Here is a 17,728-nt window from a genome sequence, read left to right on the forward strand (position 1 = left end):
AATTATGGTTGAAACTCAAAGCGCATTAATTACAAATGATGCCGTTGTGCTTGGTTTGCTTGCTATTATTTTGGGGTTTATTTTTAAAACCTCAAACAGTGAGCGTCCAGCTTTAAAACGATTTTATAAATACGTACCTGCTTTATTACTGTGTTACTTTTTACCATCGTTATTAAATACCTTTGGTATTGTAGATGGTAATAAATCTAATGTTTATTATGTGGCTTCGCGCTACTTACTACCTGCCTGTTTGATACTACTTACCATTAGTATTGATTTAAAAGCGATTATTAACTTAGGCCCTAAAGCACTTATTATGTTTTTAGTGGGTACTTTAGGCATTGTTATTGGTGGGCCATTAGCTATTTTAGTAGTGAGCGCATTTGACCCAAGTATTGTTGGTGGGCATGGCCCAGATGCCGTATGGCGCGGTATGACAACTGTTGCAGGTAGCTGGATTGGCGGCGGTGCTAACCAAGCATCAATGAAAGAAATGTTTGAAGTTGGTGGTGATATATTCTCAGTAATGATTACAGTCGATGTAATTGTCGCTAATATTTGGATGGCTGTTTTATTGTTAATGGCAGCAAATCATAAGAAAATTGATGCAGCGACGGGTGCTGATACAAGCGCAATTGAAGATTTGAAAAAGCGTGTGGAAGAATATCACGCAGAACATGCACGCATCCCAACTCTTAATGATTACATGACGCTGATTGCAATTGCATTTGGTATAACTGGCTTAGCACACTTTTGCGCTGACTTTTTGGGGCCGTACTTTGGCACTACTTATGAATGGGCAAAAGAATACAGCTTAAACAGTAAATTCTTTTGGCTAATTGTTATATCAACAACGATTGGTATAGGCTTATCGTTTACTAAAGTGAGGCAAATAGAAGCGTTTGGCGCTTCAAAAGTAGCTTCTAGCTTTTTATATATTTTGGTTGCATCGATTGGTTTACACATGAATGTAACCGCTATTTTCAATAACCCCGGGCTATTTTTAGTGGGCGCAATTTGGATGTTAGTGCATGCAAGCATTATGTTAATTGTGGCTAAACTGATTAAAGCACCGTTATTTTATATGGCTGTGGGTTCTCAGGCTAATGTGGGCGGTGCAGCGTCTGCACCTGTTGTAGCATCAGCGTTTCATCCGTCATTAGCGCCTGTTGGTGTTCTGTTAGCTGTACTGGGCTATGGTGTGGGTACGTATATGGCTTATATTTGTGGATTAATGATGCAAGCAGTTGCACCGTAAGGAATTTAAATGAAAGACCAAATTATTAAAATTAATGAAATTGAACTTGCAAACAACAAACCGTTTGTGTTGTTTGGTGGTATTAACGTATTAGAATCTCGTGATTTAGCTATGCGTGTTGCAGAGCATTACGTAGAAGTTACGACGAAACTAAATATTCCTTATGTATTTAAGGCCTCATTTGATAAAGCTAATCGCTCTTCAATCAATTCGTATCGTGGTCCAGGTATGGAAGAAGGTTTAAAAATATTCGAAGAAATTAAAAACACGTTTAAAATTCCACTAATTACTGACGTACATGAACCGCATCAAGCTGCACCTGTTGCAGAAGTTGTTGATGTAATTCAGTTACCTGCTTTTTTAGCGCGTCAAACAGATTTAGTTGTGGCGATGGCTAAAACAGGTGCAATTATTAATGTGAAAAAACCACAGTTTTTAGCGCCACATGAAATGCGTCATATCATTACTAAATTTAATGAAGCTGGTAATAACAACGTAGCTCTTTGTGAGCGTGGTTCTAGCTTTGGTTACAACAACCTTGTGGTTGATATGCTGGGTATGGATGACATGAAGGCAATGGCACCTGTTATTTTTGATGCAACACATGCGTTACAACGCCCTGGTGGACGAGCTGACTCTGCTGATGGTCGTCGTGCACAAGCTGCAGAGCTTGCTCGAAGTGGCATGGCGCTAGGTATTGCAGGTTTATTTATTGAGGCGCATCCAAATCCTAACGAAGCTAAATGTGATGGCCCATGTGCGCTAGCGCTTAGTAAGTTAGAAGGGTACTTAACGCAAATGAAAGCGGTTGATGATTTAATTAAAAGCTTTGCCCCACTTGATACAAGTGCAAGCGATTTATAATTAAGCATGATGTTTATTAAAAAGCGACTCAGGTCGCTTTTTTTATGCCTTTAATATACACAAACTTATATGATGTATATAATCTCACGCATAAGAAAAACTAATTCTAAGCTTGGTTATTATGTCAAGACGGGTACCTCCATTAAACGCATTAAAAGCCTTTGAAGCGGCTGCACGCCATTTAAGTTTTACAAAAGCTGCAGAAGAGCTTTATGTAACGCAGGCGGCAGTAAGTCATCAAATAAAAACACTTGAAGAGCATTTAGGGCTGAAGTTGTTTTTACGTAAAAATCGCTCTTTATTATTAACTGAAGAAGGCCAAGGCTATTTTTTAGATATTAAAGAGATTTTTACTCAGCTTATTGATGCAACTGAAAAGCTATTAGCTCGTGGCGCTAAGGGCTCACTAACGGTAAGCCTAACCCCTAGTTTTGCTATTCAGTGGTTAGTGCCTCGTTTGAGTTTGTTTAATGAGTTACATCCAGAGATAGATGTGCGAATAAAAGCACAAGACCAAGATGAAAACTCACTCACTGATGACGTAGATATTGCTATTTATTATGGAAGGGGTCATTGGAATGGCGTACAAGCGTACAAGCTTCATACCGAATATTTAGTACCACTTTGTAGTCCTATGTTATTAAGCGGATTAAAGCCGCTTGATCAACCTAGTGATTTAGCGCATCACACACTATTACACGACACTACACGTAAAAACTGGAAAACGTGGATGAAAACCGCAGGCGTGCGTAACATCCAGGTAAATCAAGGGCCTATATTTAGCCACTCCTCTATGGTGTTACAAGCAGCGGTACATGGACAAGGTGTGGCAATTGGCAATAGTGTATTAGCTAAACCCGACATAGACGCAGGGCGTTTGGTAATTCCGTTTAATCATAGCCTAGAGAGTAAAAATGCGTATTACTTAGTGCTTCGTGAGTCGCAAACAGAGCTTGGTAAAATAGTTTCGTTTAAAGAGTGGATGCTGAGCTTAGTAGAGCATGAGCAAGAACATGAGTATTAATAATGATTGAATGGTTTAAAAGCATGGAGCAACCTGCAATAGCACAGTTTATATTTGCACATGGCGCAGGTGCTGGTAGCGATTCTGACTTTATGCAGCACATGGCAAAATTAATAAGCGAGCAGGGTGTTGATGTTGGTTTATTTGATTTTGAATATATGCAAATCGCTAAACAAACTAATAAACGCAGGCCTCCTGAGCGAGCACAAAAGTTACTTATTTATTATGAACGAGTGCTAACGAATGCGCAGCCAGATTTACCGTTGTTTATAGGTGGTAAATCGATGGGCGGTCGCATGGCATCAATGCTTGCATGTAGTTCAGAGCAAAGCCTTTCAGGTGTTATAGCATTTGGTTATCCATTTCATCCGCCGGGTAAGCCAGAAAAATTACGCACCGATCATTTTGCTGATATTGTTTGCCCTTTTTTAGTATTACAGGGCGAGCGAGATACATTTGGTACACGTGAAGAACTTCTTACTATGAAAATGCCAAAGCAGCCTTTGTTTACTTGGCTGAGTGATGGCGATCACTCATTAAAACCACGTAAAAAAAGTGGCGTAACTGAACTGCAAAATAGAGAAACAGCAGCGTTAAGTGCCGTTGAATTTATTAAGCAACAAATTGAGATGCGTTAAGACTCGAGCAGGGGGTTAGATGATTAAATTATTTTTAATGACCGGTAGTATTTTTTGTATGCTTTCGGTGATGTTAGGTGCATTTGCTGCCCATGGTTTAAAAAGCCGCTTATCGGAGTATTCATTAGGCGTTTTTAAAACGGCTGCTGAGTATCAAATGGTACATGGACTTACACTTATTGCGGTGGCTATTTTAATTAAATGGGGCATAAACCTGAGTTGGGCTGGTGGCTTTTTTATAATGGGCACACTACTTTTTAGTGGTAGTTTATATTTACTCGCTCTAACAGGAATGAAGTGGCTTGGGCCTATAACACCGCTTGGTGGGTTGTGCTTTATTATTGGTTGGATTGTTATTTTAGTGCAAGTTGCACGATTTAAGTTTTAAAGAGTTTAAGGGTTAATATGTCTAGTGTTGTGATTTTTTGTCGTAGTGGTTTTGAAAACGATGCCGCTGCTGAAATAACGTTTCATGCTGCAGAGCAAGGTTTTGCAGGGTATGTAAAAGCAAAACCAAATACAGGTTATGTTGTTTACGAATGTTTTGAAGCGCATCACAGCGACGAAATAATCAAAAAAGTTGATTTTAAAAACATGGTGTTTGCACGTCAATGGTTTGCCGGCACATTACTTGAAAACATGCCAGTAGAGGACCGTGTGGGCGCAGTAGTTGAAGCTGCTAAAGATTTTACATTATGCTCAGAACTGCGCGTTGAAACGCCAGACACAAACGAAGGCAAAGAGCTTTTAACGTTCTGTAAAAAAATCTCAACACCGCTTAAAAAAGCCCTCGAAAAACAAAATACTGTACTACGTGAGCCAAAAGCAAATCGCCCAGTAATGCATGTCATGTTTTTAACAAACAATACGGCTTATGTTGGTTACTCGTATAGCTTTAATAATTCTCCATTCTTCATGGGTATTTTGCGCCTTCGTATGCCAAGCGATGCACCGAGTCGCTCAACGTTAAAACTCGATGAAGCATTTAACGTATTTATACCTGAGCAACAACGCGAGTCACGCGTAGCTGCCGGTATGCGCAGTGTTGATTTAGGTGCATGCCCAGGTGGTTGGACTTATCAGCTTGTACGCCGTGGTATGTTTGTAAGTGCGATTGATAACGGCCCAATGAATGACGATTTAATGCAAACTGGGCAAGTTAAACATTTTAGAGCCGACGGTTTTAAATATCGCCCAGAAAAAAGAAATATTACTTGGTTAGTATGCGATATGGTGGAAAAACCGACCAAAGTGACTACGCTAATGATTGACTGGGCAGTAAATGCATACGCAAAAGAGTTTATATTTAACTTAAAACTGCCTATGAAAAAACGCTTTGATAGTGTTTATGAATGTCTTTCGATGATCAGAAAAGAGCTTGAGAAACAAGGTATCAATTACGAGTTGCAAGCTAAACATCTATATCATGATCGTGAGGAAATAACCGTTCATTTAAACGTTACTAAGGTGCCACAAAATTTGTATAGTTAATATGTAGAGGCTAAAAGTGGTAAAAAACAATATTAATAAATGGCTAAGTTTACTTTTTTTATCACTTTTAATCACAGGTTGTGGCGGGGGAGGCGAAAGTAGTGATACAACTACGCCCTCTGGTAACGCTGCGCCCAGTGTTACGCTTTCGGTTAGCAGTAACGTTATTACTTCTAATCAATCATTTACTATTACAGCGCTTGCAAGTGATAGCGACGGACAAATTGCCAGCTATCAATGGCAACAACTTAGCGGGCCCGAGTTTACGTTTACCTCTAACGGTAACACGCTTACAGCCACTGCACCTAGTGTAACAACCGATACGACCTTTAGCTTTTCGGTTACAGTTACTGACAACTCAGGTGCTACTGCACAACAAGTTTTTTCAGGCACTATCACCTCTCAAAATAATGCTCCTACAGTTAATATAACAGGCCCAAGTAGTGCACTTGCCAGCACACAAGTTAGTTTAGTTGCTAACGCTCAAGATACAGATGGCACTATAAGTAATATTAATTGGATTCAGTCTGCTGGGGACAATGTTGAGTTTTCACAAACTGATGGAGTCCTTAGTTTTACCGCCCCTAATGTATCTGAAAATACAACACTAGGTTTTAGCGTAACCGTAACTGACAATGCAGGTAAAAGCGCTCAAGCGAGTAAAACGGTTTTAATTAATCAAGTAAATAGCGCGCCAACAGTCATTGTTACAGGCCCTGAAGAAGCTGAAAAAGGTGACAGTGTAACCTTAGTTGCAGATGCACAAGACAGCGATGGTAGTATTAATAGCATAACTTGGCAGCAAATAAGTGGTCCTGTAGTTGAACTTACTCAAACACAAACAAGCATTAGCTTTAATGCGCCCACTGTTTCACAAAATACCAATGTTACATTTGTGGTTACTGTAACCGATGACGATAATGCTACAAATAGCGCTCAAAAAACAGTTGCAGTATTAGCACCAAACAATCCACCAACTGCAGATGATGTAAGTATTAGCGTGCAATATAATCAAGCCACAGAATTTAGTTTAGTAGTTAGCGATGCCGATAACGATACCGTTCAGATTGATTTTGGTGATGATTTAAATGGTGCAAAAATTAGTGTTATTGATGCACAAGCCTTACTTTTTAGCTACACACCTCCTGCAAACAGTATAACTTCACAAAGCTATACGTTAACTGCGTCTGATTCAAAAGACACAACCGAATTTACCCTGAATATTACTGTGGTTGATTCAACGCCCGCTACAATTAGTAATGTAACACCCCAAAGTAATAATGACCCAGTTCTTGTAGATAGCCCTGTTAGTATTACATTTTCAGATATTATGCTAACGAGCACTTTAGCAGTTAATTCTAGTAGTGGTGCTTGTACAGGAAGTGTACAAGTGTCGGCAGATAATTTTACTACTTGCTTGGCCTTAAATATTGAAAGTTTGTCGGGTACTACTAGTGACACAAGTACTTATTTTCATACTGTAAATGTAAGCGCAAGCTTTAATGAAGATAGCCAATATATCGTCCGTGTTACAGCTGATTTAACTAATTTTGATGATACGGCCATTGAAACGCAAACCGCTACTTCTTTTACTACCTCTAGCCAAGATATAAAAATAACTGAAGTTTCTTCTGTGCAATTTAGTAACGACTTACCTTGGATTGAAATTTATAACGGCACAGGGGCAGCTGTAAACTTACAGAGTTATTCGCTTAAAACCCGCAGTATTAATATGATTAATAGCTCGACTAGTGCGCAGACAACTTTTTCACTGCCCAATAAAGAGCTTGAAAATGGTGAGTACCTTATTTTACAAAGCAAGTTTGGAGATGATTTTTTAGTCAATGCATCAGTTAACAACCCTAAAATAGCGCTTGTGGGTAATGCTAGTGATGAAATTAGACCTTATTGGTACATAAACGGTTTCGTAGAATTACTTAATAGTGCAGGTACACAAACAATCGACTTTGTAAAATTTGGTAACTCAGTACAAGAACCAGTAACGCCATCACAATGGCAAGGTGGTAACGCAGAGCAAATCATCTCCGAGCAAGGAGGCAGCTTAAAGCGCGAGCTTAATGCGACAGACACTAATCAAAGTACTGATTGGAGTTATTCTGTGTTTAACACACCCGCTGGGCCAAACAATATAAATTGCACAATAGATGATGATGAGGATGGTATTCCTGATTGCGCTGAGCAACAGGGTACAACATTCGCGGGTTTACCACTTTATGAGTGGGGGGCGCGTACCTCACAAAAAGATATATTTATTGAAGTTGATTATATGGACAGCACTGATGTAGGTATTACTCCACATCGAACTGCACTTGAAAAAGTAGCCACTGTTTTTGCAGGAAAAGGCTATACAGTCCACTTTGACGTAGGTGATTTGTTTGATCGAAATACAAATACAGCACCGCAAAACTTTGATTTAGGTGGCGGAAATCTTGTCCCTTTTAACAGCTATACCCCGTTTGAATACGATTTAAGTAGCCCTAATTTATTTGCTTATAAAATGGAATTTAGCGATATAACTCGCAGGCCCATTTTCCATTATTTATTAATGGCAAGTAGTGGTAACGAAGACGGTAGTATTAGTGGGTCGGGTATTGCTGAGATAAGCGGTAATGATTTAATGGTAACTATGGGGGGCTGGGGTTTAACGCTTGATACGCAGGTAGCAACCAATGTAACTTATAATTATCAAGCATCAACAATATTTCATGAGTTAGGTCATAACTTAGGTTTATACCATGGCGGTGATGAAGAAGTTAATTTTAAGCCTAATCATTTAAGCTCTATGAACTATTTATATCAATTAGCGGGTTTATCAACAATAGGTAATAACGAAGGCGATCGCTACTATGAGCGTTTTTACCCAGGCAATGCTAGTTGCGATATTGCACCAAATACTAATAGTCATTTAGGCTCTACGGATGATTTTATTATTGATTATTCAAATGGTAGTTCAGCAGATTTAAATGAAAGCACCATACTTGAAGTACAGGGGTTAAATAGAAATAGCTCACTACCAGTTGATTTTAATTGTAATGCAATTAACACCGAAAGCTTAACCAGCTTTGATACTAACCAAGATAATACAATATCAATACTGAGTGATGTAGATGAGTGGAGCGTGCTTAATTTACAGTTTTATATGCAAAGTGCAGGTAATCGATTTGGCGTGCCAAATACAAATAACAGTAAGGTGCATAATTTACAAAGCTCGCCTGCTAATATTGAAACGCTGCCCAGTTATATAAAAGAAGCACAGCCAAGTAGTGCAATTATTGCTGAATTAAAAGCAATTAAAGAGCAATAGTATGAAGCCAATGCTAAGCACTAAGTTTATTATCTTGAGTAGTTTTTTTAGCTTACTAATAGCGTGTAGTGATACTAACAATGCACGTGAGTGGTTACTAAAAAATGATAATTTGTATTATAAAAATACAGCTGTTGACTGGCGAATTGAATCAGTAAAGGACTGTAATACATGCGTTATAAGCCAAGATGTTGTTTATCAGCCTGAAGGTATTAGTCGTTATAATACGTTAATGCAGAGTAAGAATTGGGTCGCGGTACATGAACTAAGTAAAATCAATGTCATTCGTTTAAAGATGCCAGACCAAACACCTTATTTATACGTAGAGCGTGTAAAAGGTCAAATACTAAAGCTGTTTGATCAGCATCAAAACTACAGTATAAAAATTGGTGAAGTTACAGCCGTTAATATTAATAATCAGCGCTTTAGTATTTTGATTAAAAAATTTGAAGAAGTAGATAAACAAAGCGATGCATTACCAAGGCGTGCATCGCTTGAGTTTATTGCTTTAAAAATAGATTAAAAAGCACCTTAGGTGCTTTTTAATCTAGGGTGCGGTGTCCTTCGAATATTGAAAAGTCAGCAACCTTTTAATTAACTGCGATATTTTGGACGATAGTTATCTACCCATAAACGTGTTGCGCCGCACACTGCGACTGGCATAACTATTAAGTTTATAAAAGGGATAGCAGTTAACAACATAACAGCAAAACCAAATCCGTATGACAAACCTTGCTTAGATTTTAAATCGTCTTTCATTTGCTTAAAGTCAATTTTATGATTATCAAACGCATAGTCTTCGTATTGAACTGCGTACATCCAACAAGTAAACAACACCCATAGTATTTGACCAATGACCGGTAAAACCCATAACAATATAAAAAAGCCAATTGCGCGAGGAAGGTAGTAGCATAGTTTTGTCCACTCACGGGCAAGCATGCGAGGTATATCTTTAACTAGTTCGGTAAAGCCGTCATCGTTAATTTTTTGACCTGTTAGGTAAAGCTCAACTTTTTCACTCAAGAGCGCATTGAAAGGGGCTGCAATAAAATTAGTGATAACTGTAAAGAGCATACTATAGCTAAACAAAACAACTAATACAGCAATAGGCCACATTAGCCACTCTAACCAGCTTAACCACTCGGGGAGCATGTTGTTTATGTAGCTAAAACTATCACTTAACCAGCCAACTAAAAAAAACAGCGAGCTACCAAACAGCAAAATATTAATTAATAGCGGAATAAGGACAAAACGCTTTAGCCCTTTTTGGCTAATTAATTTAAACCCCGAAAAAAAGTATTCCATACCTTGTGTGATCTGCACTGTAACCTCAAAAAATATTTACCATTACTTATAGTATAAATAGCTTAAAAATTTTGAACAGTACTTTTAAGTAACAAAGTGTTAGCTTTAATATTGTGGTTTTGTTTATATAGTAACAATAGGTGTTCAGTAATATGCAACTATGATTATTTAAGACAGGCCCGATTATTTTTTGCCAATAAAATAAAAAACTTACTAATCATGACTATACTGAACTTTACTGCGTAAGAAAAAAGCGCTTGATTAAAGCTTTTGTTGTTTCAATGTGTATAAATAATACGGGTAAAGGAAAATGGGTACGGATAGGTTAAAAAAGTTATTATCTCACCAGCAAGGCATTTTATCTAAAATAGCATTAGGGGTACCTTTAAGTGAGGTGCTTACTGAAATTTGTTCATCAATCGAGCAGATTATTGATGATGAATCCGCTAGGTGTTCAATCTTATCAGTTAAAGGCCAGCAGCTTTTTCATTGCGCAGCTCCTAATATTCATCCAGAGTACTGTAGTTTGCTTAATGGAGTCTATATAGGGCCAAAAGTGGGCTCATGTGGTACTACTGCATTTTCGAAATCGCGCACTATTGTTGAAAATATCGAAACTTCACCGCTGTGGGAGGACTTTAAAGACTTAGCACTAAAGTTTGGTCTTAAGTCATGTTGGTCAACGCCTATTTTTTCAACTCAAGCCGATTTATTAGGCACCTTTGCTATCTATCACAGCACTCCTAAATCACCATCAAAGCAAGATTTAGAGTTAATCGATTTTTTTGTGCACTTTTCTAGTATCGCTCTTGAAAAAAGTAACGAATTTAACAAAGCAAAACAGCTTCTCGCGAATTTACAGCAAAGTAATGAAAAGTTTAAAGCCTTCACTAAGGTAATGCCCGATCTCATCCTTATTTTAAGTGAAGAGGGAATTTATACCGATGTGTATGGTACCTCTAATGAGTTACTGCTTGATTCAAGCAAGGACCTTATTGGTCAAAGTGTTAAGGACCTGCTCTCCCAAGACGATGCACAAATGATAATGGACGTTATTAAAAAAACACTCTCGACTAACGAGACGCAAATTTTTGAATATGAATTAGCTGTACCAAAGGGCAATATAGTTTTTGAAGGCAGGGCTGCTGCATTAGATCATTACCACCCCAATAGTCCTACAAAAAGGCACGTAGTATGGATGGCCAGAGATATTTCAATAAAGAAAAAGGCCGAACAAGAAGTACATAAGCTTGCCTTTTACGACCCATTAACGAATCTTCCAAATAGAAGAATGCTTAGCGACAGATTAAGCATGTGTGTGGAGAGTGTTAAGCGAGATAAAAATATAGGGGCGTTATTATTTTTAGACCTAGATAATTTTAAGCGTATTAATGACTCACTTGGGCACAGTGCGGGTGATGAAGTACTTGTGGAATTATCAAAAAGGTTAAGCGCAATAATAAAAGGATCTGATACGTTGGCCAGAGCGGGTGGCGATGAGTTTATTATTTTACTAAAACACGTTGGAGAAAATACACAGCAGGCGAGCATCAAGTGCAAAATAGTAGCCAAAGAGATTCAAAGAGCTTTTCATGATAAATTTGAAGTGGGCAACCTTGCATTTCAAGTAAGCTGCAGCATAGGTATTTGTCTAATTGATAGCGTAAATGCGCAGGCAGGCAATATATTAAAATTTGCAGACACGGCTATGTATCGTTCTAAAAATAAAGGGGGGAATAGCAGTAGCTTTTACGATCCAGCCTTACAAACACTGCTTGAAAAACAAACTGAACTAGAAACCGATATAGTCAGAGCGATTGCATCTGATGAGTTTTGTGCTTATTTTCAGCCTCAGGTAAATACGTATGGTGATGTTATTGGTGCTGAAGCACTCATTAGGTGGAACCATCCTCAAAAAGGGTTAATAGCGGCAAACGAATTTATACCAATTGCAGAGCAATACGGGCTTATTCAAAAACTACAAAATATTGTTTTACATGATATATGTATTTTAATAAACGAACTTAAAGCAGATAACATAATTGACGACTCGTTTAGTGTTTCAATTAATATTAGTCAAAGCCAGTTTAATTCATCAAATTTAAAAGGAGAGCTGTTTAGCACTATCAATAAATTTGATATTCGAGCGCAGCAAATTAAGTTAGAAATAACTGAGTCAATGCTCTCAAGCGATATAGATTATACAATTAGACAAATGAAAGAACTCATTGCCGCTGGCTTTTTATTTTCGATTGATGATTTCGGAACCGGTTACTCCTGCTTAGCGTACTTAAGTGCGTTTCCTGTTAAAGAATTAAAAATAGATAAAAGCTTTATTGATAAAATTTTAGATAGCACGGTTGGCTTTAATATTGCGCAAACAATTATCAGCCTAGGAAAAAGCTTAAACTTAGAGGTAGTTGCTGAGGGCGTAGAAACAACAGAACAATATGACTTACTTAAAAAAATGAATATTGACGCCATGCAAGGCTACTTAATTGCAAGGCCGATGGATAAAGAAGGCTATGCAAAATGGCATAGCGCTAATACCAATGCGCAATAATACTTGAAGACTACTATTTATTAATTAGTAATAACCTAGCAAAATTTACACACTTGCTAGGCCACTTTTTCTCTTTTAGCTGGTGAAATGTCATAACCCATATGCTAAATAAGGAGTAAAGATTTTTTAATTAAACAATGCTAAGCTATGACCGCTTAAATATATTATTTAAAGCTTAATAAACTTATAACAATGAATGGAAGCTTTATGCAGTTAGTCGATTTGAACCCGAATGATCCCGACGTGGTAAATGTATTTGATGATATAGACCGGCTTATAAACTCTTTATATCCTGTTGCTACCGCACAGTCTCTGGAGTTAAACGAATTAACCTTACCTAATGTGTACGCTATTGGTTTAAAAACTGAAGAAGGTATTATTGCCTGCGGTGCGATTGTAGAGAAATTTGATACCCAGCCTTATGGCGAAATAAGACGTTTATATGTAAAACCAAGTCATCGTGGTAAAGGGCTATCAAGACGTATTATGCAGATTTTATTGCATCAAGCTGGCGAAAAACAAATCCCGTTAATACGCTTAGAAACAGGCCCAAAACAAATAAAATCAATCAATTTATATGAAAATTTAGGCTTTAAACGCTGTAGCAGTTTTGGCTCATATGTAGATAATCCACAAAGTGTTTTTATGGAATTAGGGCTTAGTAAATAAGTTCATTAACGCTGCGACATGTTAAAGCTTAATGTGTCGTAAATATCTGCCTTCATTATTATCTTGTAATAAAAGTCATACTCAAACTAGTAACTATAAAAGCAGCTTTTATAGTGATGCAAAAATACTTCACTGTTTTTAACACCTGTCTTCGTATAAAATCTGCCTCGATAATTAGTGACTAACTTACAAAGCGAGAATTTTTATCTTTTCTAAAAGTAGCAATAAACAAATGAGCGAAATAACAGTAGTAACCCACAATGGTAATTTTCATGCAGATGACGTTTTTAGTATTGCGGTACTTAAACATGTTTTGCCAACGTTTAAATTGGTACGCACACGCGATAAAGCGCTTATAGAAAGTGCCGACTACGTAATAGATGTAGGTGGGGAATACGACCCTGAAACTAATCGCTTTGATCATCATCAACGTGGTGGTGCAGGCGAGCGAGAAAATGGCATTCCTTTTTCATCATTTGGTTTAGTGTGGAAAAAATACGGCTTAGCACTGTGTGATGATAACCAGGCCGTTGCTGATAGAGTGGATTCAGGCTTAGTTTCAACTATTGACGCCATTGATTGTGGTCATGTTGAAGGTGTATCAAAAGGGATAAGCTTGAGCCAAACAATTTCAATGTTTAACCCTACATGGGAAGAAGAAAGTAACTTTGATACCTGCTTTGATGAAGCCGTTGAATTTGCAGCACGTATGCTCATTCGTTTTATCGCCTCAGCTCACGGTAGTGTTAATGCAAAAGAGATTGTCGCCAAAGCAATTGAAAATGCAGACGATGCCAGAGTAATAGTGCTTGAAAAGTACACACCGTGGAAAAAAACAGTGCATATTTTATCAAGTGAGGCGCTATACATGGTTTACCCATCGCATTCTGGGCAATGGATATTACAAACAGTACCCGTTGAGCCTGGCTCGTTTGAAGATAGAAAACCGCTTCCTAAAGCATGGTCTGGTTTATCTGATCAAGCGTTCGTAGATGAAACAGGTATTGATGACGCAGTGTTTTGCCATAATGGTTTATTTATAGCCGGCACTAAGTCGTTTGAAAGCACAATGAAACTTGCCACTATGGCGCTTAGCGAATAACAACACACTAAGCATAACAATTTGTATTGATTGTTATGCTTGTTATTTTTGCGCGGAGCATTATGTTTGAATTAAAAACAATCGCACTTTTCACTATTACAGCCTTAGCAGAAATAGTGGGTTGCTATTTGCCCTACCTTTGGCTTAAACAAGATAAGAGCATTTTACTTTTAATTCCTGCAGCGTTAAGTTTGGCACTATTTGCATGGTTGCTATCTTTACATCCTACTGCTGCCGGGCGTGTGTATGCAGCTTATGGCGGCGTATATATTTGCGTTGCGCTATTATGGTTATGGGTTGTAGATGGCGTAAAGCTTACTATGTGGGATATTATCGGTGGTCTAGTTGCACTGCTAGGTATGGCAATAATTATGTTCGCCCCAAAGTCTATTTAATTCAAATGCATGCCAAAGCTTACTCATAATGAAATTACCCTTGAACTACCCGAAAGCCGATTTTTTGAAGATATGTTTGGGGTAGACTATCCAGGTTATCTCCCTTATTGGCTTGCCTATATGAGCCCAAAAGAGAGGCAAGAGTACCTCCTAGCTACAAAATCTGAGTATATGGATATAGTTGATGAAATGTATAGCGAAAGTTTTAATTGGCAGGAATGGCTACCTTACCCTTATTAAAACATCGCAAATTGTAATACCAAACCAGCACTCATATTTTAATGGAATAAAAGATTGAATATTTTATACCTTGTGATTATTTTTATATTTATAGCAGCTAGCTTCCTATTTTTTGCATTTTTAATTTATAGACTACCAAAATCCCAGCAGCAAAAATGTATTGAAGGTGAAATTGTATTTGTTTTTATTGATAAAAATACATGTTTTAGACACTTTCTTGAAACTGTTATTTTAAGAAATAAAGTAGTTACTTTAGCTGATAATAATACGGCCTTTTATGTAAGTGCAAATGACTATAAAAAACTCTGGGAAGTTAGCCCACATAAATTATCTACAATAGGTAATACTTACAAGTTGAGGTTAATTACTACGACTTTACTGTTTGGTGGGTATGGTTTATCTACGGTTGAAAATATGACAGAGATAGATAAAAAGCCAATAATAGTTAAATAAAGAGCCAGTTATACAATACTCATAAGTAGTTGTGAGTGGTTATTGGTGCTGGTGGATGTAGGCTAAGCGTTTTTGACGTGCAGTTTTTATTCACTTTGCAGAATACATAGGTATTACTTGGCCACAACACGTTGGCTCAACTGTGAGTAATTGAGGTGTTGAGAACGCCTTGCTCTAATCCATCAAAAGTAAATTTTATAAACAAAGTAACTCAAGATGAATTTTATTGAATGAGCTAATTCATTTTTGCTAATAAAATTTATAATGAGTCATTTAAAAACAGCCATTTTTTATAACTTTTCTTATCTTTAATAATCATCAAAGTCCTGTTTTATATATGCTAGCGGGCAATAGTTGTTTGGTTATTTTTTTAACATCAAAAATCACTCGTTACGAGTAAAAATACTTGTTGGACTTGAATCTCTATTTTTCTTTTAATGCGCGGCACTAGCCGAGTCGGCATTAATTAAATAAAAGAGAAAGATAAATGAAAGAGACAACATCACTAGAACAAGCTCGTACGAGCTACAATGTTCGTCATTGGAGCCAAGGTTTTTTTGGTATTAATGATCAAGGTGATGTGTATGTTGCGCCCAAGGCTCATGCCCCAGAGCAAACCATTGCACTAACAGATATCGCAAAGCAACTACAAGATAAAGGTTTAAGCTTACCTGCCTTAGTTCGTTTTCCGCAAATTTTACACCATCGTGTACACAGCTTATGCGGCGCATTTAATACTGCGATTGAAAACTATGGTTACCCTAAAGACTACCTATTAGTTTACCCAATAAAAGTAAACCAACAACGTGAAGTGGTTGAAGAAATAGTAGCAAGCCAAGCACAAGTAGAAAAAAAGCAACTTGGTTTAGAAGCCGGCAGCAAGCCTGAATTACTAACGGTACTAGCACTGGCTGAAAAAACCAGCGCCGTTATTGTATGTAACGGCTACAAAGATAAAGAGTACGTACGTTTAGCACTTATTGGCGAAAAGCTAGGTCATAAAGTGTATATCGTACTTGAAAAGCTTTCTGAGCTAGACATGGTGCTTAGCCAAGCAAAAGAGCTTAACGTAAAACCACGCATTGGTATTCGTGTACGTTTAGCGTCGCAAGGTAAAGGTAAGTGGCAAGCGAGTGGCGGCGAAAAATCAAAATTTGGTTTATCTGCATCGCAAGTTTTACATGTAGTTAATCGTTTAAAAGGCGCAAACCAGCTTGATTTATTGCAGCTTGTGCATTTTCACTTAGGGTCACAAATGGCGAACATTCGTGATGTACGTTTAGGTGTAAGCGAAGCTGCGCGTTTTTATTGTGAGCTACGTAAATTAGGCGCAGAAATTGATTGTCTTGATGTAGGCGGTGGTTTAGCTGTTGATTACGACGGCACGCGTAGCCAGTCGCATAACTCTATGAATTACAGTTTAGCTGAATATGCGAATAACATTGTGTACACCATTGGTGATACATGTAAGCAATATGAGCAACCAATGCCGACTATTATTTCTGAGTCGGGTCGTGCGCTTACGGCGCATCATGCTGTGCTTATTTCTAATGTTATTGGTACTGAAAGTTACACGCCAGAAGAGTTAGTAGCGCCAGCGGCAGATGCACCCCTGTTATTAAAAAACATGTGGGCATCGTTTGTACAGTTAACTGATTTAACGGATGACCGTGCATTAATTGAGATTTATCACGACAGCCAAGGTGACTTAGCTGAAGCGCATAACCAATTTGCACTCGGGTTACTTGATTTATCGCAACGTGCATGGGCTGAACAAATTAATATCCGTATTTGTTATGAACTTAACAAACACATGGATAATAAAAACCGTTTTCATCGTCCTATTATTGACGAGTTAAACGTACGTTTAGCCGATAAGTTTTTTGTAAACTTCTCGTTATTTCAATCGCTTCCAGATGCATGGGGCATTGATCAAGTGTTTCCGGTATTGCCATTAAGTGGCTTAACTGAAGCGCCAAAAAAACGTGCCGTATTACTTGATATAACCTGTGATTCAGACGGCGCACTTGAGCATTACGTAGATGGACAAGGTATTGAAAGCACACTACCAGTGCCAGAGTTTAGTGCTGATAAACCTTATTTAATGGGCTTTTTCTTAGTGGGTGCTTATCAAGAAATTTTAGGTGATATGCATAACTTGTTTGGTGATACGCACAGCGCAATTGTTAATATGGATGAGCAAGGCGTTGCAAGTATTACCGAGATAAACCAAGGTGACACTGTTGCCGATATGATGCGCTATGTACATTTAGATGTTGAAAGTTTTCAGCAATCATACGAGCAGTTAGTAAGCACTAAAATTGAAAAACACGAACAGCAAAGCGTTTTAGACGAGTTGCAAAGCGGCCTTGATGGCTACACTTATTTAGAAGAGTTATAA

Annotated in this window: 15 protein-coding genes; 14 read left to right on the forward strand and 1 reads right to left on the reverse strand. The window is 37.8% G+C overall.

Features of this window, described 5'->3' with window-relative positions:
• The first annotated feature begins 4 nt into the window (after positions 1-4).
• The 8 genes from QT16_RS16295 to QT16_RS16330 all read left to right on the forward strand — a co-directional run bounded on the left by QT16_RS16295 (position 5) and on the right by QT16_RS16330 (position 9,123).
• A complete protein-coding gene (locus QT16_RS16295; protein ID WP_024595290.1) occupies positions 5-1,258 on the forward strand; it encodes a DUF819 family protein in 1,254 nt (417 codons plus the stop codon).
• Positions 1,259-1,267: 9 nt separating this feature from the next.
• Entirely contained in the window at positions 1,268-2,122 is an 855-nt protein-coding gene (gene kdsA / locus QT16_RS16300) for a 3-deoxy-8-phosphooctulonate synthase (protein WP_002958560.1), read from the forward strand.
• A 121-nt stretch (positions 2,123-2,243) separates the two neighbouring features.
• On the forward strand, positions 2,244-3,146 hold the full coding sequence (locus QT16_RS16305; RefSeq protein WP_002958561.1) for a transcriptional regulator GcvA: 903 nt from the start codon (positions 2,244-2,246) through the stop codon (positions 3,144-3,146).
• Between the two features lie 2 nt (positions 3,147-3,148).
• Entirely contained in the window at positions 3,149-3,784 is a 636-nt protein-coding gene (locus QT16_RS16310) for an alpha/beta family hydrolase (protein WP_039489362.1), read from the forward strand.
• Positions 3,785-3,803: 19 nt separating this feature from the next.
• Positions 3,804-4,172: a DUF423 domain-containing protein gene (locus QT16_RS16315; RefSeq protein WP_039489365.1), complete on the forward strand. Its 369-nt coding sequence runs from the start codon at positions 3,804-3,806 to the stop codon at positions 4,170-4,172.
• 17 nt (positions 4,173-4,189) lie between these two features.
• Entirely contained in the window at positions 4,190-5,275 is a 1,086-nt protein-coding gene (gene rlmM, locus QT16_RS16320) for a 23S rRNA (cytidine(2498)-2'-O)-methyltransferase RlmM (RefSeq protein WP_002958564.1), read from the forward strand.
• Positions 5,276-5,291: 16 nt separating this feature from the next.
• Positions 5,292-8,600 carry a PKD domain-containing protein gene (locus QT16_RS16325; RefSeq protein WP_039489367.1) on the forward strand — a complete coding sequence of 1,103 codons (3,309 nt, stop codon included), beginning with the start codon at positions 5,292-5,294 and terminating at the stop codon, positions 8,598-8,600.
• A gap of 1 nt (position 8,601) precedes the next feature.
• A complete protein-coding gene (locus QT16_RS16330; RefSeq protein WP_039489369.1) occupies positions 8,602-9,123 on the forward strand; it encodes a hypothetical protein in 522 nt (173 codons plus the stop codon).
• 71 nt (positions 9,124-9,194) lie between these two features.
• On the opposite strand, the gene cysZ is transcribed toward QT16_RS16330, so the two are convergent.
• Entirely contained in the window at positions 9,195-9,905 is a 711-nt protein-coding gene (gene cysZ / locus QT16_RS16335; protein ID WP_188085205.1) for a sulfate transporter CysZ, read from the reverse strand.
• Positions 9,906-10,215: 310 nt separating this feature from the next.
• Between cysZ and QT16_RS16340 the strand changes: the two genes are divergently transcribed.
• The 6 genes from QT16_RS16340 (at position 10,216) to speA (ending at position 17,728) form a co-directional block, all read left to right on the forward strand.
• Entirely contained in the window at positions 10,216-12,468 is a 2,253-nt protein-coding gene (locus QT16_RS16340; RefSeq protein ID WP_039489373.1) for a sensor domain-containing phosphodiesterase, read from the forward strand.
• A gap of 207 nt (positions 12,469-12,675) precedes the next feature.
• The gene (locus tag QT16_RS16345; RefSeq protein ID WP_002958569.1) at positions 12,676-13,137 is read left to right on the forward strand and encodes a GNAT family N-acetyltransferase; all 462 of its coding nucleotides are present in this window, start codon (positions 12,676-12,678) and stop codon (positions 13,135-13,137) included.
• Between the two features lie 232 nt (positions 13,138-13,369).
• The gene (locus QT16_RS16350) at positions 13,370-14,239 is read left to right on the forward strand and encodes an MYG1 family protein (protein WP_039489375.1); all 870 of its coding nucleotides are present in this window, start codon (positions 13,370-13,372) and stop codon (positions 14,237-14,239) included.
• 62 nt (positions 14,240-14,301) lie between these two features.
• Positions 14,302-14,634 (forward strand): YnfA family protein, encoded by a 333-nt coding sequence (locus QT16_RS16355; RefSeq protein WP_039489462.1) that lies wholly within the window; start codon positions 14,302-14,304, stop codon positions 14,632-14,634.
• 294 nt (positions 14,635-14,928) lie between these two features.
• Complete coding sequence (locus QT16_RS16365) at positions 14,929-15,327, forward strand: hypothetical protein (protein WP_039489380.1); 399 nt, start codon at positions 14,929-14,931, stop codon at positions 15,325-15,327.
• 487 nt (positions 15,328-15,814) lie between these two features.
• Positions 15,815-17,728 carry a biosynthetic arginine decarboxylase gene (gene speA / locus QT16_RS16370; RefSeq protein WP_002958572.1) on the forward strand — a complete coding sequence of 638 codons (1,914 nt, stop codon included), beginning with the start codon at positions 15,815-15,817 and terminating at the stop codon, positions 17,726-17,728.

It is taken from the genome of Pseudoalteromonas distincta (assembly GCF_000814675.1).
GTDB lineage: Bacteria > Pseudomonadota > Gammaproteobacteria > Enterobacterales > Alteromonadaceae > Pseudoalteromonas > Pseudoalteromonas distincta.

Coding starts and splice junctions, on each gene's coding strand:
- QT16_RS16315 (WP_039489365.1), top strand. CDS start 3,804: ATGATTAAATTATTTTTAATGACCGGTAGTATTTTTTGTATGCTTTCG.
- QT16_RS16330 (WP_039489369.1), top strand. CDS start 8,602: ATGAAGCCAATGCTAAGCACTAAGTTTATTATCTTGAGTAGTTTTTTT.
- speA (WP_002958572.1), top strand. CDS start 15,815: ATGAAAGAGACAACATCACTAGAACAAGCTCGTACGAGCTACAATGTT.
- QT16_RS16305 (WP_002958561.1), top strand. CDS start 2,244: ATGTCAAGACGGGTACCTCCATTAAACGCATTAAAAGCCTTTGAAGCG.
- kdsA (WP_002958560.1), top strand. CDS start 1,268: ATGAAAGACCAAATTATTAAAATTAATGAAATTGAACTTGCAAACAAC.
- QT16_RS16310 (WP_039489362.1), top strand. CDS start 3,149: ATGATTGAATGGTTTAAAAGCATGGAGCAACCTGCAATAGCACAGTTT.
- QT16_RS16350 (WP_039489375.1), top strand. CDS start 13,370: ATGAGCGAAATAACAGTAGTAACCCACAATGGTAATTTTCATGCAGAT.
- QT16_RS16295 (WP_024595290.1), top strand. CDS start 5: ATGGTTGAAACTCAAAGCGCATTAATTACAAATGATGCCGTTGTGCTT.
- rlmM (WP_002958564.1), top strand. CDS start 4,190: ATGTCTAGTGTTGTGATTTTTTGTCGTAGTGGTTTTGAAAACGATGCC.
- QT16_RS16355 (WP_039489462.1), top strand. CDS start 14,302: ATGTTTGAATTAAAAACAATCGCACTTTTCACTATTACAGCCTTAGCA.
- QT16_RS16345 (WP_002958569.1), top strand. CDS start 12,676: ATGCAGTTAGTCGATTTGAACCCGAATGATCCCGACGTGGTAAATGTA.
- QT16_RS16340 (WP_039489373.1), top strand. CDS start 10,216: ATGGGTACGGATAGGTTAAAAAAGTTATTATCTCACCAGCAAGGCATT.
- cysZ (WP_188085205.1), bottom strand. CDS start 9,905: ATGGAATACTTTTTTTCGGGGTTTAAATTAATTAGCCAAAAAGGGCTA.